This window comes from Brevibacillus sp. SKDU10, from assembly GCF_001645205.1.
In the GTDB taxonomy this organism is placed as follows: domain Bacteria; phylum Bacillota; class Bacilli; order Brevibacillales; family Brevibacillaceae; genus Brevibacillus_B; species Brevibacillus_B halotolerans.
Window position 1 is genome coordinate 1 of the sequence record NZ_LSSO01000027.1, and the last position, 15,314, is coordinate 15,314.

The window sequence follows — 15,314 nt, forward strand, 5'->3', positions numbered from 1 at the left end:
CTTGATCCACTTGTAACGAAATTTATTTTGCCAGAGCATATAGAAATGTTATGTCAGCTTCATGAGGATAAGAAAAGGATCGCTGAAGTGGATTTTTGTTACAGGATATCTGATCACGTGAGTATGACAATGCCCCTACGATTAGCAGGAGGAAAGAGACAAAAGAAGGTAGGGGGAGTAATTGCGGCTGCTTGGGGGTGGTAGATAAATTTGATTCAACGTTTAAATAAATCAAGTTAAAGAATGATAGGAATTTTTAGTGGATACCTGTATAAAATATGCGATAGAGAGGATATTAATAAGAGCATCAAAGGGATCTACTATACCGATGTAGTTGTTGATGCTAAAAGGATATCTTTAAAAACCTTGGGACAAACGCATGTAAAATACCGGGAAACATTCTTAGATAGTTCCACAAATGATTAAAATAGGAACATTTTTGTTAAAAACAGTATATCTGAACGAAAACGATGAAATATATCGAAGTTCATTTTACAAAATTAACAATTTCAAAATCCCTCTTGACACTCGTTATATGTTGTAACTATAATAGTTACATCGAGAGGGTGTCAGTGATGAAAATAAGCAGCAGATTTTCCATAGCGGTTCACATTCTTTCGTTGCTTTCTACAGCCAAGGATGCACACTGCACCTCGGAATGGATTGCTGGTAGCGTCGGAACGAATCCGGTTATCATTCGGAAAATACTCGGGCAGCTAAAGAAAGCGGGATTGGCGGGCGTTCGAGCTGGCAAAGGCGGTGCTTTTTTGCTTAAAGAGCTGGAAGAGGTTACGCTGCTGGATGTTTACCGAGCGGCGGAAGTCGTGGAGAAAGGTGAGCTTTTTCATCTCCATGAACAGCCGAATCCCGACTGTCCGGTCGGTGCGAACATTCAAGCCGTTCTGGAACTGATCGTAAGACGGGCCCAAAACGCCATGGAAGCGATCCTGGCTGACATAACGATGCATGAGTTACTTTCCGAACTTGCCGAACATATTAACATGAAAAAGTGAACCCATTTTTTTTTGGAGTTGTTGTAACTTAAATTGTTACAACTGCAAATCTCGAAATAAATGGAAAGGAGGTTCCCAGAATGAAAGTTGAAGTTTGGTCCGATTTTGCTTGTCCCTTCTGTTACATCGGCAAACAACGGATCGAAGCAGCGCTCGATAAATTTGCGCACAAAGACGATGTTGAGGTTGTTTTCCGAAGCTTCGAGCTTGATCCGAAAGCACAGAGAGACGTGGATTACGACGTGCATGACATGCTGGTCGCCAAGTACGGCATGAGCCGGGATCAAGCGATTGCGATGAACGAAAATCTTAGTAGTAAAGCGAAGGAAGTCGGGCTTACATTCCAATTTGACACCTTGATTCTGACGAACACATTCGATGCCCATAGGTTGGCGAAGTACGCATTCAAGCAAGGCAAAATGAACCCGATGGCGCAGGAACTGTTCCAGGCATACTTTACCGATTCCCGGCATTTGGGCGACCACGAAACGCTGGTTGAATTAGCGGTGAAGGTCGGGTTGAATCGCGATGAAGCGCTCAAGGTGCTTGCTGGCGATGATTATTCCGCCGACGTGCGCGCGGACGAGGAAGAAGCAAGCCGGCTTGGCGTCAGCGGAGTGCCGTTCTTCGTCATCGACCGCAAATACACTGTATCGGGGGCGCAGTCAACCGACATGTTTCTCAATGCTTTGCAGACGGCTTGGAAGGAATCGCAGTCGTTGAACGTGTTGGACGATACCGGAAGTGAATCTGAGTGAGAAGCTTGTGCTGACGGCGTTACGTTACAGTTTTGATAATCGTTATCAATATTAGGAAGAGGGAGATTTACCGATGTTTAGCAAGAAATCATTAATAGGAGTTATTTTGTTGCTTTGTTTCACGCTATTGCTGAGCGCATGCTCCAGCGAGCCAAGTAAGACGAATACTGCGAGCGAAGGAACTCAAAAACCGGCGGCTGAACTCAAGATTACGCCGTTCAACCCTGGAGAAAACGGCCTCTTCTCCGTTACATCGAACCTGATCGAAGGGCCGAGCGAGGTGCTGCTCGTCGATGCTCAGTTCGAAAAAAACAACGCTGAGCAACTGGTTAAGATGATCCGCGAAACCGGCAAGAAACTGACTACAGTTTATATCAGCCACAAGGATCCGGATTTCTACTTCGGCCTGTCGGCGATTCGTGAGGCGTTTCCTGACGTAAAGATCGTTGCCACCCCGGCTACTGTGGAAGGGATCAAGGCAACCATCAAGCTTAAGAGCGAATTCTGGGGTCCGATCATGAAAGAAAACGCCCCGACTGCGCTGATCGTCCCTGATGTCCTTGACGGGGATAAGCTAACGGTTGATGGCCAAACCGTGCAGGTGATTGGTCTCGACGGTTCTGATCCGTCTCACACAGTTCTTTGGGTTCCGTCGAAAAAGACTATCCTAGGTGGAGTGCCGATCTACGAGAACCTGCATGTCTGGATGGCAGATAACCAGACTCCAGAGAGCCGTGACCACTGGCGGGAGATTCTGGACCGGATTCTTGCCCTAAAGCCTGAACGAGTTATCCCGGGCCATTACATGAACAAGAGCTCTGAAGATGTATCCAACGTCAAGTTCACCCGTGACTACATTGTGGAATTTGAAGCTGCTGCAAAGCAGGCCAAGAACTCCGCTGAGCTGATTGCGGCGATGCAAAAGGCCCATCCGGACTTGAAGAACACAAGTGATCTGGAACTGAGCGCCCAGGTGATCAAGGGTGAGCGTTCTTGGCCATGATTTAACGCCGAAACCGCTAGTTAGATGCGGAGATGGTTAACTACTGTCTGCGGCTTATGAAGGCGCCCGGGTTTAGACCCGGGCGTTTTTATAATTACGATTCGCTGACGCGTATACGTCGATAATTTCTTATTGTAATCTATCATCAAACATTAATTGTATTTGAATACCAAACGGGTCTTCAATAATACCGTATGCTTTGCTAAACACATTTTTAGATAAAGGGACAATGATTTTCACTCTATCATCTGTAAGTAAGCTGTTATAAAAATGTTTAATTTCTTCCAAGTCAGCACTTTGCATACATAGTGAAGTGTTATTACCAACTGTATACTCTTCACTGATATTCATTGTATCTTCTGCTATCATTACTTTTGTTCTTCCGATTGATAAGACAGAGTGAGAAATATAATCCTTATTTTCATCAGTAAGCTGTATGGAGCTGTCACGTTTTGCCATATCTTGATAGGTAACAAGTAACAATTCCTCTGCGTTAAAATGGTTTTTGTAAAAATGAATAGCTTCTTTTGCTTTTCCGTTCATTGATAAGAAAATAGCTATTTCTAGTGTTGTACTCATGGTAACAATCCCCTTTTATAAAATGATTTTAGGTAGATATCTTATAAATTTAAATATTTACCTTGAGCTTATGATAAACTATAAAGGTATCAAAACATGACACCTTTATAAGGGGATTTAAATGAAGAAATCAGAAAGATTAAATGACATGATAAGATACTTAAACAATCGAGAGTTTTTTAATTTAAATGACCTAATGGATAAATACAAAATTTCAAAAAGTACAGCTATACGTGACATTCGTTCATTAGAACAATTAGGTATGCCAATTTTTTCAGAACATGGCAGAAATGGACGATATGGTATCCTAAAAAATAGATTGTTATCTCCCATTATTTTTACTATTGATGAAGTGTATGCTCTGTACTTTGCAATGGTGACATTAGAATCTTATCAATCAACACCATTTCATTTGAGTGTTAACAAACTGAATGAAAAGTTTGAAAACTGTCTTTCAAAAAATCAAACACAGCAGATTCACAAGATGAAAAAAGTCCTACAATTTGAAATATATCAGCATAACAATAGTAGTCGTTTTTTAGATAAAATTCTAAAAAGCATTCTTAATGAGAGTAACTGTAAGATCCAATATATAAAAAGCAATCAGAAAAAAAGTTACCATGTTCAATTTTTCAAAATTTCCGCTAAGTTTGGTCAATGGTATGCTACTGGAATAGAGGTAAATACGAATAAATATAGAGTTTTCAGATGCGATCGAATAACCTTTATAGAAGAAGAGGAAACCAAATCTCATTTTTCTATAGATGAACTCGTTAGTCGTTCATTAGAAATTTACCAATCTGAGATGAGTATTGACTTTGAAGTAGAGATAGTAGAACAAGCAAAAGATATTTTTTATAAAGAACATTATCCTTCTATGAAAATAGAAAATGGTAATAAAACAGTCATTAGGGGATTTTATAATCTAGGAGAAGAAGAGTTTATAGCTAACTATTTCATGAGATATGGTAATGCTGTTATATCAGTGAAGCCTGAATCATTAAAACAAATGATCCAAGATAGAATAGAGAAGCTCTTACATCACTATCAAAAATTGTAAAACAGCATGCAGACTGTAGGACATGCCGTTTCCTTTTGTTTGCGAACGATACGAAACTGAAAGTAGGAAATTATCTACTACCATCGATGTCGATGGACTAATGCTGAAGGCTCTCTTTGATTGAAGGTTAATATTCAGATGGATTTCCGTCTTATCCAATCGTAACTATAACGATTTAGAAAGGGTTTCTTATCTTGACATCACCGCTTTGGTTCATAGAAACATCACCAGACTGGGTACAGGTGACATTTATCTCTTATTTAGCAGATTCGATAAGTTTTAATTGATGAAGCTCTGTCATTAAAATCGTCGTGAATGTTGAATAGAAGTGAAATATTGCTTCTATTTTCAAGTATCTTGACATCACCATGGAAGTTTATGTGCTCATACAAAATGACAAGAGTTCTAGGTGCGATACGTACAGAAGAAGTATTATCTGAAAAATTCAAGTTTGCCATTGAATCACCTGAGTTTAAACTGAAATACCTACCAGTTCCGTTTATACCTTCAAAGAATTGGTTGACAGGATGCTGTACTTCTACATCATTATAAAACACCAGCATACCTCCATTATATTTTTATATAGACTTATAGTAAAAACGCCCTCAGTCTGGATACTGGGGGCACCTTTTTATTAGTTAACAGAGTCGAAAAGTTTTAATTGATGAAACCATGTCATTAAAATCTTCATGAATGTTGAAGAGACGAGATCGATTTCTTAAATTTTCAAGTATCTTTGTGCTACCTGTAAAATTTATGTGCTCATATAAAACCACAAGAGTTCTAGGTGCGACACGTACAGAAGAAATCCTGTCATTCCAACGATCCCCCACGTATGACAAACTATCTCCCGAATTCAAAGTGAAAGACGCACCGTTTCCGTCTATATGTTCAAAAAAACGATTGACACGTTGCTGAACTTCTAAATAATGATACGGGTTATCATAATGCGGATTATAATGATACGGATTATAAAACATGAACACCTCTCCAATACTTTTTTTTAATCCATACAATGTATGCCTAATTGCCATTTATGTGCATTGACCTAGGTCATTTTTGAAATACGAGGAAGGATGGGGAATAGGAGCTTTTTAGAGGCCAGAGTTAGCCAGATCAACTATTTTATCCGTTCTCTTATCTGATATATTCTTTTTCAACAAGGCCTTCGTGAATGAATAGATTTTAGAAATTTACAAGCAGTAGGTTCTCCGTAGATGAAGAATAAGGAAAGAACTTTAATAGCGGGATTCTAAATGAAAAAAGCTAGGAGAGCAAAATGAGAACCAATCATATGCTGTCAAGGAAATCTATTTATGCTTAAAACGAAGCTGTTTTGCGATGAGAGACTTATCATAATGAAAAAAGGGCCCACCTCTGGTGAACCCTTTTCCTCTGTGTCTCAATTATTTACTACCTACCATGCAGGCATTTTTTGTTCATAAGCCATAATTTTGTTTTCTTGTTGCAAAGTAATTCCAATATCATCCAAACCATGTAACAAGCAATATCGGCGATAAGGATCTACTTCGAAAGGATAGGAGAGACCCCTGTCATCCTCTACTACTTGATTTTCTAAATCAATGGTTAATGTATAACCTTCAGTAGCTTCCGTACGTGCAAACAATTCCTCTACCTGTTGTTCTGTTAATTTGATTGGCAAAATTCCATTTTTAAAGCAGTTATTATAAAAGATATCTGCAAAGGACGGTGCAATGATTACTCTAAATCCAAAATCTAACAACGCCCAAGGTGCATGCTCGCGTGAGGAGCCACAACCAAAGTTATTGCGTGCAAGAAGAATCGTTGCTCCTTCATAACGCGGCTGATGGAGGACAAATGAATCGATTCGCTCGCCATCAATCGTAAAGCGCCATTCATAAAACAAGAATTGACCAAAGCCTGTACGTTCAATGCGCTTTAAAAATTGTTTGGGGATAATAGCATCTGTATCAATATTGGCCCGATCGACGGGAGCAGCCAAACCAGTTACTTTTACAAATGGTTCCATGGATAGTGCCTCCTTTTACATGTAGGGATGAGCTTATGCTTTTCTACAACAAAATTACCTGTTACGTCTTGATTGACTTAACCATTGCAAGGGTAAGCTGTTTACTTGCAAAATTCGAAGTCCTAACGTATATTCACACGACAGAAGCAGTGTTTAGCCATTGACGGACATCAACGAATCTACCTGCGACTGCGGCGGCAACCGCCATTTCAGGACTTACAAGATGAGTTCGTCCATCTCGCCCTTGACGGCCTTCAAAGTTACGGTTAGAGGTGGAAGCGCAACGCTCACCTGGTGACAAAATATCTGGATTCATCGCAAGACACATGGAACAACCAGATTCCCGCCACTCAAAGCCAGCCTCAATGAAGATTTGATGTAATCCTTCTTGTTCAGCACGTTCCTTGACTGCTTGTGACCCTGGCACGACCATGGCATTAACCTTGGAGGATACCTTGCGACCTTTAGCTACTGCGGCGGCACGGCGCAAATCTTCTATCCGTCCGTTTGTACAGGAGCCAATAAACACACGATCAATAATGATGTCGGTCATGGGAGTACCTGCAACTAATCCCATATAAGCAAGGGCATCTCGTGCCGCCTTTTGTTCGGTTTGGCTCATAAATTCTTCAGGATGAGGGACGTTCCTAGTGATGCCGGTTCCCATACCGGGACTAGTTCCCCAGGTTACTTGTGGCTCAATCTCGCTTGCATGAAGCTCAATGTAAGCATCATATTCGGCACCTTCATCCGTCACCAACTCTTTCCATACAGCAACAGCTTGGTCAAATGCTTCTCCTTGGGGAACATGCCGGCGACCTTTTAAGTATGCGAAAGTAGTATCATCCGGAGCGATCAGACCTGCACGTGCTCCAGCCTCAATGGACATGTTGCAAACTGTCATCCGTTCTTCCATTGTCAATTGACGAATAGCTTCCCCTGTATATTCAATAACATAGCCTGTGGCAAAGTCAGTGCCGAATTTTGCGATAATAGCCAAAATTAAATCTTTCGCAGAGACACCTAGTGGCATTGGGCCTTTGACATGGACTTCCATTGTTTTTGGTTTTGCTTGCTGCAAGCATTGTGTTGCCAATACATGTTCAACCTCACTGGTTCCGATGCCAAAAGCAAGAGCGCCAAAAGCTCCATGTGTAGAGGTATGACTATCTCCACAAACAATTGTCTTACCCGGATGAGTTAACCCTAGTTCTGGTCCAATAACGTGGACAATTCCTTGATCTGGGCTGTCTAAATCTGCAAGTGGTACTTCGAAATCTCGACAGTTATTGGTTAAGGTCTCCATCTGTTTTAGTGAAATGGGGTCTTCTACAAGGTAGCGGTTCTTCGTAGGCACGTTGTGATCCATCGTTGCAAAAGTAAGATCGGGACGGCGTACCTTCCGATTAGCTAGGCGTAAACCTTCAAAAGCCTGTGGGGAGGTTACTTCATGTACTAAATGTAAATCGATATATAATAAGCTAGGTTTTCCCGGTTCTTCGTGAATGACGTGCTGATCCCAGATTTTTTCCAAAAGTGTGCGTGCTTTCATCGTATTTCCTCTCCTCTACATTGTAATCGCGTTCCTGCTTTTTTTTAGTTGTATCATGGATAAGTAAATAGCACAAAGATATAATGATTATAGAATGGATAGGAATTACCTATATGTATGGAAGGAAGCAAAGAATAGGTGGTGGAGACAGAGATGGAATTGCGACAAATAAGATATGTGTTGATGGTAGCACAAGAAAAAAGCTTTTCTCGTGCAGCGGAGAAGCTTCATTTAGCACAACCATCGCTTAGTCAACAAATTGCAAAATTAGAACGTGAGTGGGGCGTTCTGTTGTTTCAGCGATTGCCACAACGAGTCGAGTTAACTGATGCGGGCAATCGATTTCTACAATTAGCCACTGAACTCGTTGTGAAAGCAGATGCATTAGAACGTGAAATGCTTCAATTTGCAGAAGGGAACGCGGGGAGAATCGTAGTCGGTAGCCTTCCGATCACAGGGGCTTTTGTGTTGCCGGAAGCTTTTTCAGCCTTTACGAAACGCTATCCTCGCATCGAGGTTACTTTAATAGAAGATACATCCAGCAATCTGGAGCAAATGCTGGTGAATGGTAAGCTGGATATGAGCTTGCTAACAAGGCCGATACAACATCCAGCAATAGTAACAATGCCGGTATTACAGGAGGAAATATATTTATCCTTGCCACCTCAGCATCCACTTGCGGAGGAGCCGGTTGTTGATTTAAAGGCATTGGCAGATGAACCATTTATTCTGTTAAAAGAGGGGCAAGGATTTCGTACCATCTCCCTCTCATTGTGCGAGCAGGCGGGTTTTATGCCTAAAGTAGTGTTTGAAAGCTCCAACATTCAGACGGTGCAAGCTTTAGTAGCATCAGGAATGGGAGTTTCTTTTGCGCCTCATATGATTACTGGCTCAATGAACGGTAACGTCTGTCCCGCTTATGTGCATCTATCAACGCGCCCTAATCGAACCTTAGTAGTCGCATCCCATAAAGATAAGCATTTATCTGCTCCAATGCTAGCATTACGCGAAGAGATAGCCTTAGCCGGAAAGCAATACTCACTAAACCTGGTGTAGAGACAAAAAAGTGGCAGGTGTGTTACACTATCAACAAAACATCATGGAAAGGAAGGATACATACATGAAAGAGATTAAAACAGAAGAAGCATTCCAAGAAGCCATCCGTTCTTCCAAACCGGTTGTGGTTAAATTTTATACAACTTGGTGCCCTGACTGCTTTCGGATCGATCCGTTTATGCCGGAGTTAGAGGAAGCCTATAAAGAACAATTGGATATGATAGCAGTTAACCGTGATGACCTTCCTGAATTGTCTCAGCAGTTAGAGATCATGGGTATCCCTAGCTTTGTTACGTTCAAGAATGGCAAGGAAGTCATACGTTTTGTAAGCAAATTAGCTAAAAGTCGTGAAGAGATCGAGCAATTTTTAGAGCGTTCCGTGCAAATTAGCGCAGAACTTTAAAGCAATAACTCGCTCTTAAAAATGTAAGGACGTTATAGCTTTTGCAAACAATTTGAGCAGATTTTGCTGGAAATGCTCATAACTATAAGCAATGAGGGAAAACAGGAGTTCTTTCAAGGAGGGTTGAGCTTGCGAAGCAATGTATGCATCGCGCATCGGGGTTGGTCAGGAGTTGCTCCAGAAAATACTTTGGCGTCTATCCGAATGGCACTTGAACACCCAAACATAGATGGGATTGAATTTGATGTTCAGCTAACAAAGGACCAAATTCCTGTGGTTATTCACGACTATTCGTTGGAACGTACCACGAATGGAACTGGATGGGTTAAGGATCATACGTTTGCAGAGTTGCGTTCTCTCGATGCAGGCAGTTGGTTCAACAAGCAATTTGTCGGCGAGACGATCCCTTCCTTGGAAGAAGTGCTCATTGCCAATCGTGAGAAAAAATGGCTTAATATAGAGCTAAAGCAGATGGTGGCAAGCAAGGAGCAGGTGTTGGAAGAAAAAGTGATCCGTTTAATCGAACAGTATGATATGGAAGAACATGTGATCATTACATCATTTCAACATCAGAGCGTCTATCACGTAAAAAGATTGGCTCCACGATTGCAGGTGGGACCGTTGATTTATGGAATGCCACTTTTATTGCACGAACAAGCTCAGCATATCGGGGCCGACGTGTTATCGCTCGCGTATCCTTATCTAACCCAAGAGATTGTGGACCAAGCGAGGGATTGGGGATATCATATCATAGCTTGGACGGTAGATGATCCAGAACATATGCGACAGTTAGCTGAATTTGGATCGCATGTGCATATCTGCACCAATCATCCCGATAGATGGTTTTCAAAGAAAGGAAGTACGGCATGATTTCAATGAAAAGAGAGGGAGAGTGGCTTCTTGGCACGCTAGGTGAACAAGAGGCTGCTCTTTCTTTTGGAGACTTACTCCGAAAAAGATGGGGATTTCCGAAAAAAACAGCGCACCTTTTATTTCAAAACAAAGAGATTATGGTCAATGGCCAACCAGCAACCCAAGTCCAAAAAACAGAAAGCGGACAACATATTGCGATCCGCGTTTGTCAGGAAGAGGAACTGGGAGTAGAGCCAGTCAAGGGTTATTTACAAATTGCCTATGAAGACGATCATATCTTGATTGTTGATAAACCGGCGGGCTTGCTTTTACATCCTACCGAGCCTACTCACCATGAGACATTAGATCATTGGGTAGCCGGCTATTTTCAAGAACAGAACATAAAGAACAAGGTTCGACATATTCATCGTTTGGATCAAGATACATCTGGACTCGTGATGTATGCGAAACATCCGCTCGCAGGAGCTATGCTTGCTGAGAGATTGGAAAGACGAGATATTTCTCGCCAGTACATCGCTTTTGTGGAAGGAATCATGCAAGAAGAACAAGGTAAAATAGATGCGCCTATAGGAAAAGATCGTCATCATGCAACGAGAAGACGTGTTTCGCCTCAAGGTGACCGAGCTATTACGCATTTTCATGTGATTGAACGCTATCGTGATACGACACAAGTATCCTGTGGTCTTGATACAGGACGGACTCATCAGATTCGTGTTCATTTCGCTTATTTGGGATATCCATTGCTCGGGGATATTTTGTATGGTGCTAGAAAAAATCAAGCACTGCAAAATAGACAAGCATTACATGCAGCGAAACTTCATTTTATCCACCCATTTGGGGAGGAGCATGTGGAGGTCACAGCAAAGCTGCCACAGGATTTACAAGAGCTTAAGACTCGATTATAAAGCAATAAAAAGTCCTTTTAGGACAACCCCTAGAGAAAAAGCTGAAAGTCAGGAAACGAATGTCCGTATAATGAATACAATGCCTAGAGATCACATGAAAGGGCGATGGTATGAAAAAAACCATCATCGGTGTGCTAACCTGGCGATCAGGACGGACGTTTGCAGAACCTGGCTATTTTAAAAAGCTATTCCAAGCATCAAAGCGATTGGGAGTAATTCTGTACCTGTTTTCCCCTCAAGATGTAGATGAAAAAGCGAAGCTAGTGCAAGGATTTATTTGGTCCCGTGACAAAGGGTGGCTTTCTAAACGCTTTCCGTGGCCGGATGTAGTGATTGATCGCTTTCGATATCGATCTGATCAAGCTTTCAAAAAATATCTAGATTTTCGTAAGCGAAATCATATGCATTATGCAAATAATCGACTCGCTAACAAATGGAAGGTACACCAGGTTTTGTCCGCAGAGCCTTCTATGGTAAAGTGGCTACCAGAAACCTATTTGTATACAGAAGAGAGAATAGCAAAATTGCTAGGAAGCTATTCTCTTGTGTATATAAAGCCAGTCAATGGTACGGGTGGCAGAGGAATCGTAAAGGTGGAACGTGTAGAGAATCATTATGAGCTATTGGGAAGAAATGATCAGCGAAAGAAAATTAAAGCTACATGTAAAACACTCATGGAAACAACCAAATGGCTGGATACATGGAAAAGGAAGGATAAATGGATTGTACAGCAAGGCTTGCACATAGACCTGCTACCTGCAAGATCAGTTGATGTCCGTTTACTCATTCAGAAGGAACAAACAGGTGTCTGGGATGTGACTGGAATGGGTGTTCGAATTGGTCCAATTCATTCAGCTACCTCTAATCTGCATGGTGGGGGACAGGCAAAAGAACTAGCTTCGTTTTTGGAATCGTTATTTGGAGCAGAAAGAGCACAGATGATTAAAAATGAGTGTCATCAATTAGCAAAACGGACAGCTCTCACAGTCGAACGGCATTTTGGTCGGATGCTGGAGCTTGCCCTTGATATTGGCATCGATGTAAATGGACTTATTTGGCTGATCGAGGTAAATCCTAAGCCTGGCCGGGAAATTTTCCGGGAATTAGGACAAATGAAAACCTACCAGCAAGCGATTGAACGTCCCATTCACTATGCAAAGTATTTGGCTTCACAACAATAGCACAGCTTTGGTGGCACGAGTTACCTCGAATGCAACGGGAATACAAATATTCAGGCGACCGAGTTCTAAGGAACTGACCGGCTACCGCCTGCTTTTTTTCGTTTCGAGAATGGACAAGGAATACTACATGTTATAAAAGCTGACAGGAGTAGAAGGAGAAACGAATTTATGAAAGCTGAAAAATTCTTTACACATCCCGCGGGTATAGCTGTTGCTGCCACAGTCACTACCTTTTTATGGGGAAGTTCTTTCCCGTTTATTAAAAAAAGCTATGAGCATTTACAGATCGCAAAGTCAGATATCTTTGAACAGATGCTTTTTGCTGGATATCGTTTTGTGCTGGCTGCTCTTGGAATCTTATTGGTGATGCTTTTGCTTCGTAAACAGGTAGCATACCAAACAGGCTCCTTGAAGCGATTGATAAAGGTAGGAGCTTTTCAAACATTTTTGCAATATATCTTTTTTTATATTGGCCTTAGCTATAGTTCAGGAATTCAAGGCTCGATTATTGCAGGAACTACTTCCTTTTTTCAGATTATCCTAGCTCATTTCATGTATAAAAATGATTCATTAAGTATTCGAAAATGTGTGGGATTAGCGATTGGGTTTCTAGGTGTTATTATTGTTAATTTGCCGAGTGGAGGTTCAATGGCAATCACATTTGGAATAGGAGAGATTTGTTTATTGGCTGCTATGTTTTGCGGTGGGTTGGGAAATATTTTGTCAAAGCAGGAAGCAGCTCATCTCGATATTCTATATTTGACCTCTTATCAAATGCTACTAGGGGGATTAGGTTTACTGGCAGTTGGAGCTAGCCAGGTAGGGATAATGCCTTTTCAGTTTGATTGGGACACCAGCCTGATGTTGCTCTATTTGGCATTTATTTCAGGAGCTGGTTTTGTATTATGGAACAACATCATGAAGTACAACAAAGTAGGGAATGTTTCCATGTATTTATTTTTGATTCCCGTGTTTGGAGTTCTTCTTTCCTCCGTTATGCTACAAGAAGCCATTCATCTTGTGGTATTAGTTGCTCTGGTTTGTGTAGCTGGGGGCATTATCATTGTTAATAAGCAACGGTCTGCAACATCAGCTACAGATCCTGTGGAAAAAGTTGGAAAACAATTGAAATAAAGATATGTGCATTCACCCACCCTCTCCTATAGGCATATGGTACAAAAGGGGAGGGGTGTTGGAACAGATGCAGGTTGAGTTTGGATGGCTTCATTGGATATACGTTTTTTTTATCCTGCTCATTATTTTGCTAATGGTGCTGAGGAGAGACACAAGTCTTATCAGTATAGTAGGGATTGCTGTATTGGGTTTTGTGGCAAGTGGCTCCTTGTATACAGCAGTAGAGGGAATCTTTAATAGCTTCATTTATGCTATCAATGAGCTATTACCTACCATTCTCATTATTTGCGTAATTGTTGCCATGAGTCTAGTATTATCAGTTTCTGGAGTAAATGAAACAATGATTACACCTATGACGTTTTTTATCAAGGCACCAGGCCCAGCTTACTGGATCATTGGGGTTTGTATGATGGTGATCTCATGGTTTTTCTGGCCATCACCAGCAGTGGCTTTAATTGGTGCTGTTGTGCTCCCTGTTGCTGTTCGAATAGGGTTACCAGCAATAGGCGTTGCCATAGCGATGAATTTATTTGGTCATGGGATAGCATTATCTAGTGATTTTATTATTCAAGGCGCACCCTCCCTTACTGCAGGAGCTGCTGGAATAGCAGTGGAGGATGTCATACGTGCAAGCGTCCCTTTAATCATGGTCATGGGACTTGTTTCAACAAGTGTTGCGTTTTATTTGTTACGTCGAGATATGAAAAATGGAAAATTGCAGGCCGATTCAGGACTGTTGCCAAATAAAGCTTTTGTGGAGGAAAACGGGGAAATAAGGGAGGATGCTTCATCAGATATTCTCTTGCTTTCGAAGCCAGTGCGTATTGCTTTTTCTATTTTAGTTCCCGTCTTGTTTGCCTTAGATGTGATAGCTATGTGGCTTTTTGATCTAAGGGGAGGGGATGCAACAGCTTTAGTTGGTGGCACAGCCATGTCAATTATGTTGCTCGTCACTATGTTTATGCACAAAAAAAGGGGCTTGGAAAAGACTACAGAGTATCTTATCCAAGGGTTTCAATTCGGCTTCAAAGTGTTTGGGCCTGTTATTCCAATAGCAGCCTTTTTTTACATGGGAGATAGTGGTTTTATCAAGGTTTTTGGTGAAATATTACCTGTTCAATCTCAGGGAATAGTGAATGATCTTGGGATTGCTTTGGCTCAGACCATTCCGTTAACCAAGGAAGTAGCAGCAGCGACTGTTACGGGAGTCGGAATTATAACTGGTTTAGATGGCTCAGGATTCTCCGGTATTAGTTTGGCTGGGTCGGTGTCCAATCTTTTTGCTTCTTCGATGTATGATGGTGTTGCCACTCTTACGGCTTTAGGTCAGGTAGCAGCCATTTGGGTTGGTGGTGGTACTCTAGTTCCTTGGGCGTTAATCCCAGCGGCAGCCATTTGTGGTGTCAGTCCGTTTGAGTTAGCGAGGCGCAACTTGATCCCGGTTTTAATCGGACTAGGGGCGACAACAATCGTTGCTGTTCTTCTACTTTGAAAGAAAAGACCAGAGAGGCGTGAAGAGATACTCTGGTCTTCTTGATGTACCGGTGGTTTTTCGGTAGAGGGGCTTCCTTATATTTTATTTTCATATGATTAGGAAAATGGAGCTCCAAATCTGCCTTCAAAAATGGTTTCGGCCAATTCTCGTCTAGAATTAGGCATCTCACGTTCTTGAAAAGCTTCTGATAAGGCCTCTTTTTCTCCCTGATAACCAATAGCGATAACGACTTCAATCTCGTATTCATCTGGAATCTTCAGTAGCTCACGGGCTTTGTCAGGATAGAAGCCA

At 41.6% G+C, this 15,314-nt stretch carries 16 protein-coding genes and 2 pseudogenes; 12 read left to right on the plus strand and 6 right to left on the minus strand.

Annotated elements, in window-relative coordinates; genetic code table 11:
- The 4 genes and pseudogenes from AYJ08_RS23785 to AYJ08_RS03295 all read left to right on the plus strand — a co-directional run.
- Positions 1-204: pseudogene (locus AYJ08_RS23785) on the plus strand (YolD-like family protein); the annotation flags it as partial.
- 371 nt (positions 205-575) lie between these two features.
- Positions 576-1,013, plus strand: coding sequence for an Rrf2 family transcriptional regulator (locus AYJ08_RS03285; protein ID WP_064016571.1), 438 nt, complete (start codon positions 576-578; stop codon positions 1,011-1,013).
- 56 nt (positions 1,014-1,069) lie between these two features.
- Positions 1,070-1,771 carry a DsbA family oxidoreductase gene (locus tag AYJ08_RS03290; RefSeq protein WP_255365445.1) on the plus strand — a complete coding sequence of 234 codons (702 nt, stop codon included), beginning with the start codon at positions 1,070-1,072 and terminating at the stop codon, positions 1,769-1,771.
- Between the two features lie 73 nt (positions 1,772-1,844).
- Complete coding sequence (locus tag AYJ08_RS03295; protein WP_064016573.1) at positions 1,845-2,774, plus strand: MBL fold metallo-hydrolase; 930 nt, start codon at positions 1,845-1,847, stop codon at positions 2,772-2,774.
- Positions 2,775-2,903: 129 nt separating this feature from the next.
- On the opposite strand, the gene AYJ08_RS03300 is transcribed toward AYJ08_RS03295, so the two are convergent.
- Complete coding sequence (locus AYJ08_RS03300; protein ID WP_064016574.1) at positions 2,904-3,353, minus strand: VOC family protein; 450 nt, start codon at positions 3,351-3,353, stop codon at positions 2,904-2,906.
- Between the two features lie 121 nt (positions 3,354-3,474).
- On the opposite strand from AYJ08_RS03300, the gene AYJ08_RS03305 reads away from it, so the two are divergent.
- Positions 3,475-4,413 carry a helix-turn-helix transcriptional regulator gene (locus tag AYJ08_RS03305; protein ID WP_064016575.1) on the plus strand — a complete coding sequence of 313 codons (939 nt, stop codon included), beginning with the start codon at positions 3,475-3,477 and terminating at the stop codon, positions 4,411-4,413.
- A gap of 260 nt (positions 4,414-4,673) precedes the next feature.
- Here the strand turns inward: AYJ08_RS03305 and AYJ08_RS03310 are convergent, their stop codons facing one another.
- The 4 genes from AYJ08_RS03310 to leuC all read right to left on the minus strand — a co-directional run bounded on the left by AYJ08_RS03310 (position 4,674) and on the right by leuC (position 7,976).
- A complete protein-coding gene (locus tag AYJ08_RS03310) occupies positions 4,674-4,970 on the minus strand; it encodes a beta/gamma crystallin domain-containing protein (RefSeq protein WP_064016576.1) in 297 nt (98 codons plus the stop codon).
- Positions 4,971-5,051: 81 nt separating this feature from the next.
- Positions 5,052-5,447 carry a beta/gamma crystallin domain-containing protein gene (locus AYJ08_RS22735; protein WP_369799659.1) on the minus strand — a complete coding sequence of 132 codons (396 nt, stop codon included), beginning with the start codon at positions 5,445-5,447 and terminating at the stop codon, positions 5,052-5,054.
- Between the two features lie 383 nt (positions 5,448-5,830).
- Positions 5,831-6,424 carry a 3-isopropylmalate dehydratase small subunit gene (leuD, locus tag AYJ08_RS03315; protein ID WP_064016577.1) on the minus strand — a complete coding sequence of 198 codons (594 nt, stop codon included), beginning with the start codon at positions 6,422-6,424 and terminating at the stop codon, positions 5,831-5,833.
- Positions 6,425-6,557: 133 nt separating this feature from the next.
- Entirely contained in the window at positions 6,558-7,976 is a 1,419-nt protein-coding gene (gene leuC, locus AYJ08_RS03320; RefSeq protein ID WP_064016578.1) for a 3-isopropylmalate dehydratase large subunit, read from the minus strand.
- A 153-nt stretch (positions 7,977-8,129) separates the two neighbouring features.
- Between leuC and AYJ08_RS03325 the strand changes: the two genes are divergently transcribed.
- From AYJ08_RS03325 to AYJ08_RS03355, 7 genes are all read left to right on the plus strand, one after another.
- A complete protein-coding gene (locus tag AYJ08_RS03325; protein ID WP_064016585.1) occupies positions 8,130-9,032 on the plus strand; it encodes a LysR family transcriptional regulator in 903 nt (300 codons plus the stop codon).
- A gap of 19 nt (positions 9,033-9,051) precedes the next feature.
- On the plus strand, positions 9,052-9,435 hold the full coding sequence (locus AYJ08_RS03330; protein ID WP_255365446.1) for a thioredoxin family protein: 384 nt from the start codon (positions 9,052-9,054) through the stop codon (positions 9,433-9,435).
- A gap of 129 nt (positions 9,436-9,564) precedes the next feature.
- Positions 9,565-10,305 carry a glycerophosphodiester phosphodiesterase gene (locus AYJ08_RS03335; RefSeq protein ID WP_064016580.1) on the plus strand — a complete coding sequence of 247 codons (741 nt, stop codon included), beginning with the start codon at positions 9,565-9,567 and terminating at the stop codon, positions 10,303-10,305.
- Entirely contained in the window at positions 10,302-11,213 is a 912-nt protein-coding gene (locus tag AYJ08_RS03340) for an RluA family pseudouridine synthase (protein WP_064016581.1), read from the plus strand. Before AYJ08_RS03335 ends, AYJ08_RS03340 begins: the two co-directional genes overlap by 4 nt.
- Before the next feature lie 110 nt (positions 11,214-11,323).
- Positions 11,324-12,394: a YheC/YheD family endospore coat-associated protein gene (locus tag AYJ08_RS03345; RefSeq protein WP_064016582.1), complete on the plus strand. Its 1,071-nt coding sequence runs from the start codon at positions 11,324-11,326 to the stop codon at positions 12,392-12,394.
- A 168-nt stretch (positions 12,395-12,562) separates the two neighbouring features.
- The gene (locus AYJ08_RS03350; protein WP_064016583.1) at positions 12,563-13,528 is read left to right on the plus strand and encodes a DMT family transporter; all 966 of its coding nucleotides are present in this window, start codon (positions 12,563-12,565) and stop codon (positions 13,526-13,528) included.
- A gap of 67 nt (positions 13,529-13,595) precedes the next feature.
- Positions 13,596-15,020: a hypothetical protein gene (locus AYJ08_RS03355; RefSeq protein WP_064016584.1), complete on the plus strand. Its 1,425-nt coding sequence runs from the start codon at positions 13,596-13,598 to the stop codon at positions 15,018-15,020.
- Positions 15,021-15,118: 98 nt separating this feature from the next.
- On the opposite strand, the pseudogene AYJ08_RS23790 reads toward AYJ08_RS03355, so the two are convergent.
- Positions 15,119-15,314 (minus strand): annotated as a pseudogene (locus AYJ08_RS23790) (nitroreductase family protein); the annotation flags it as partial.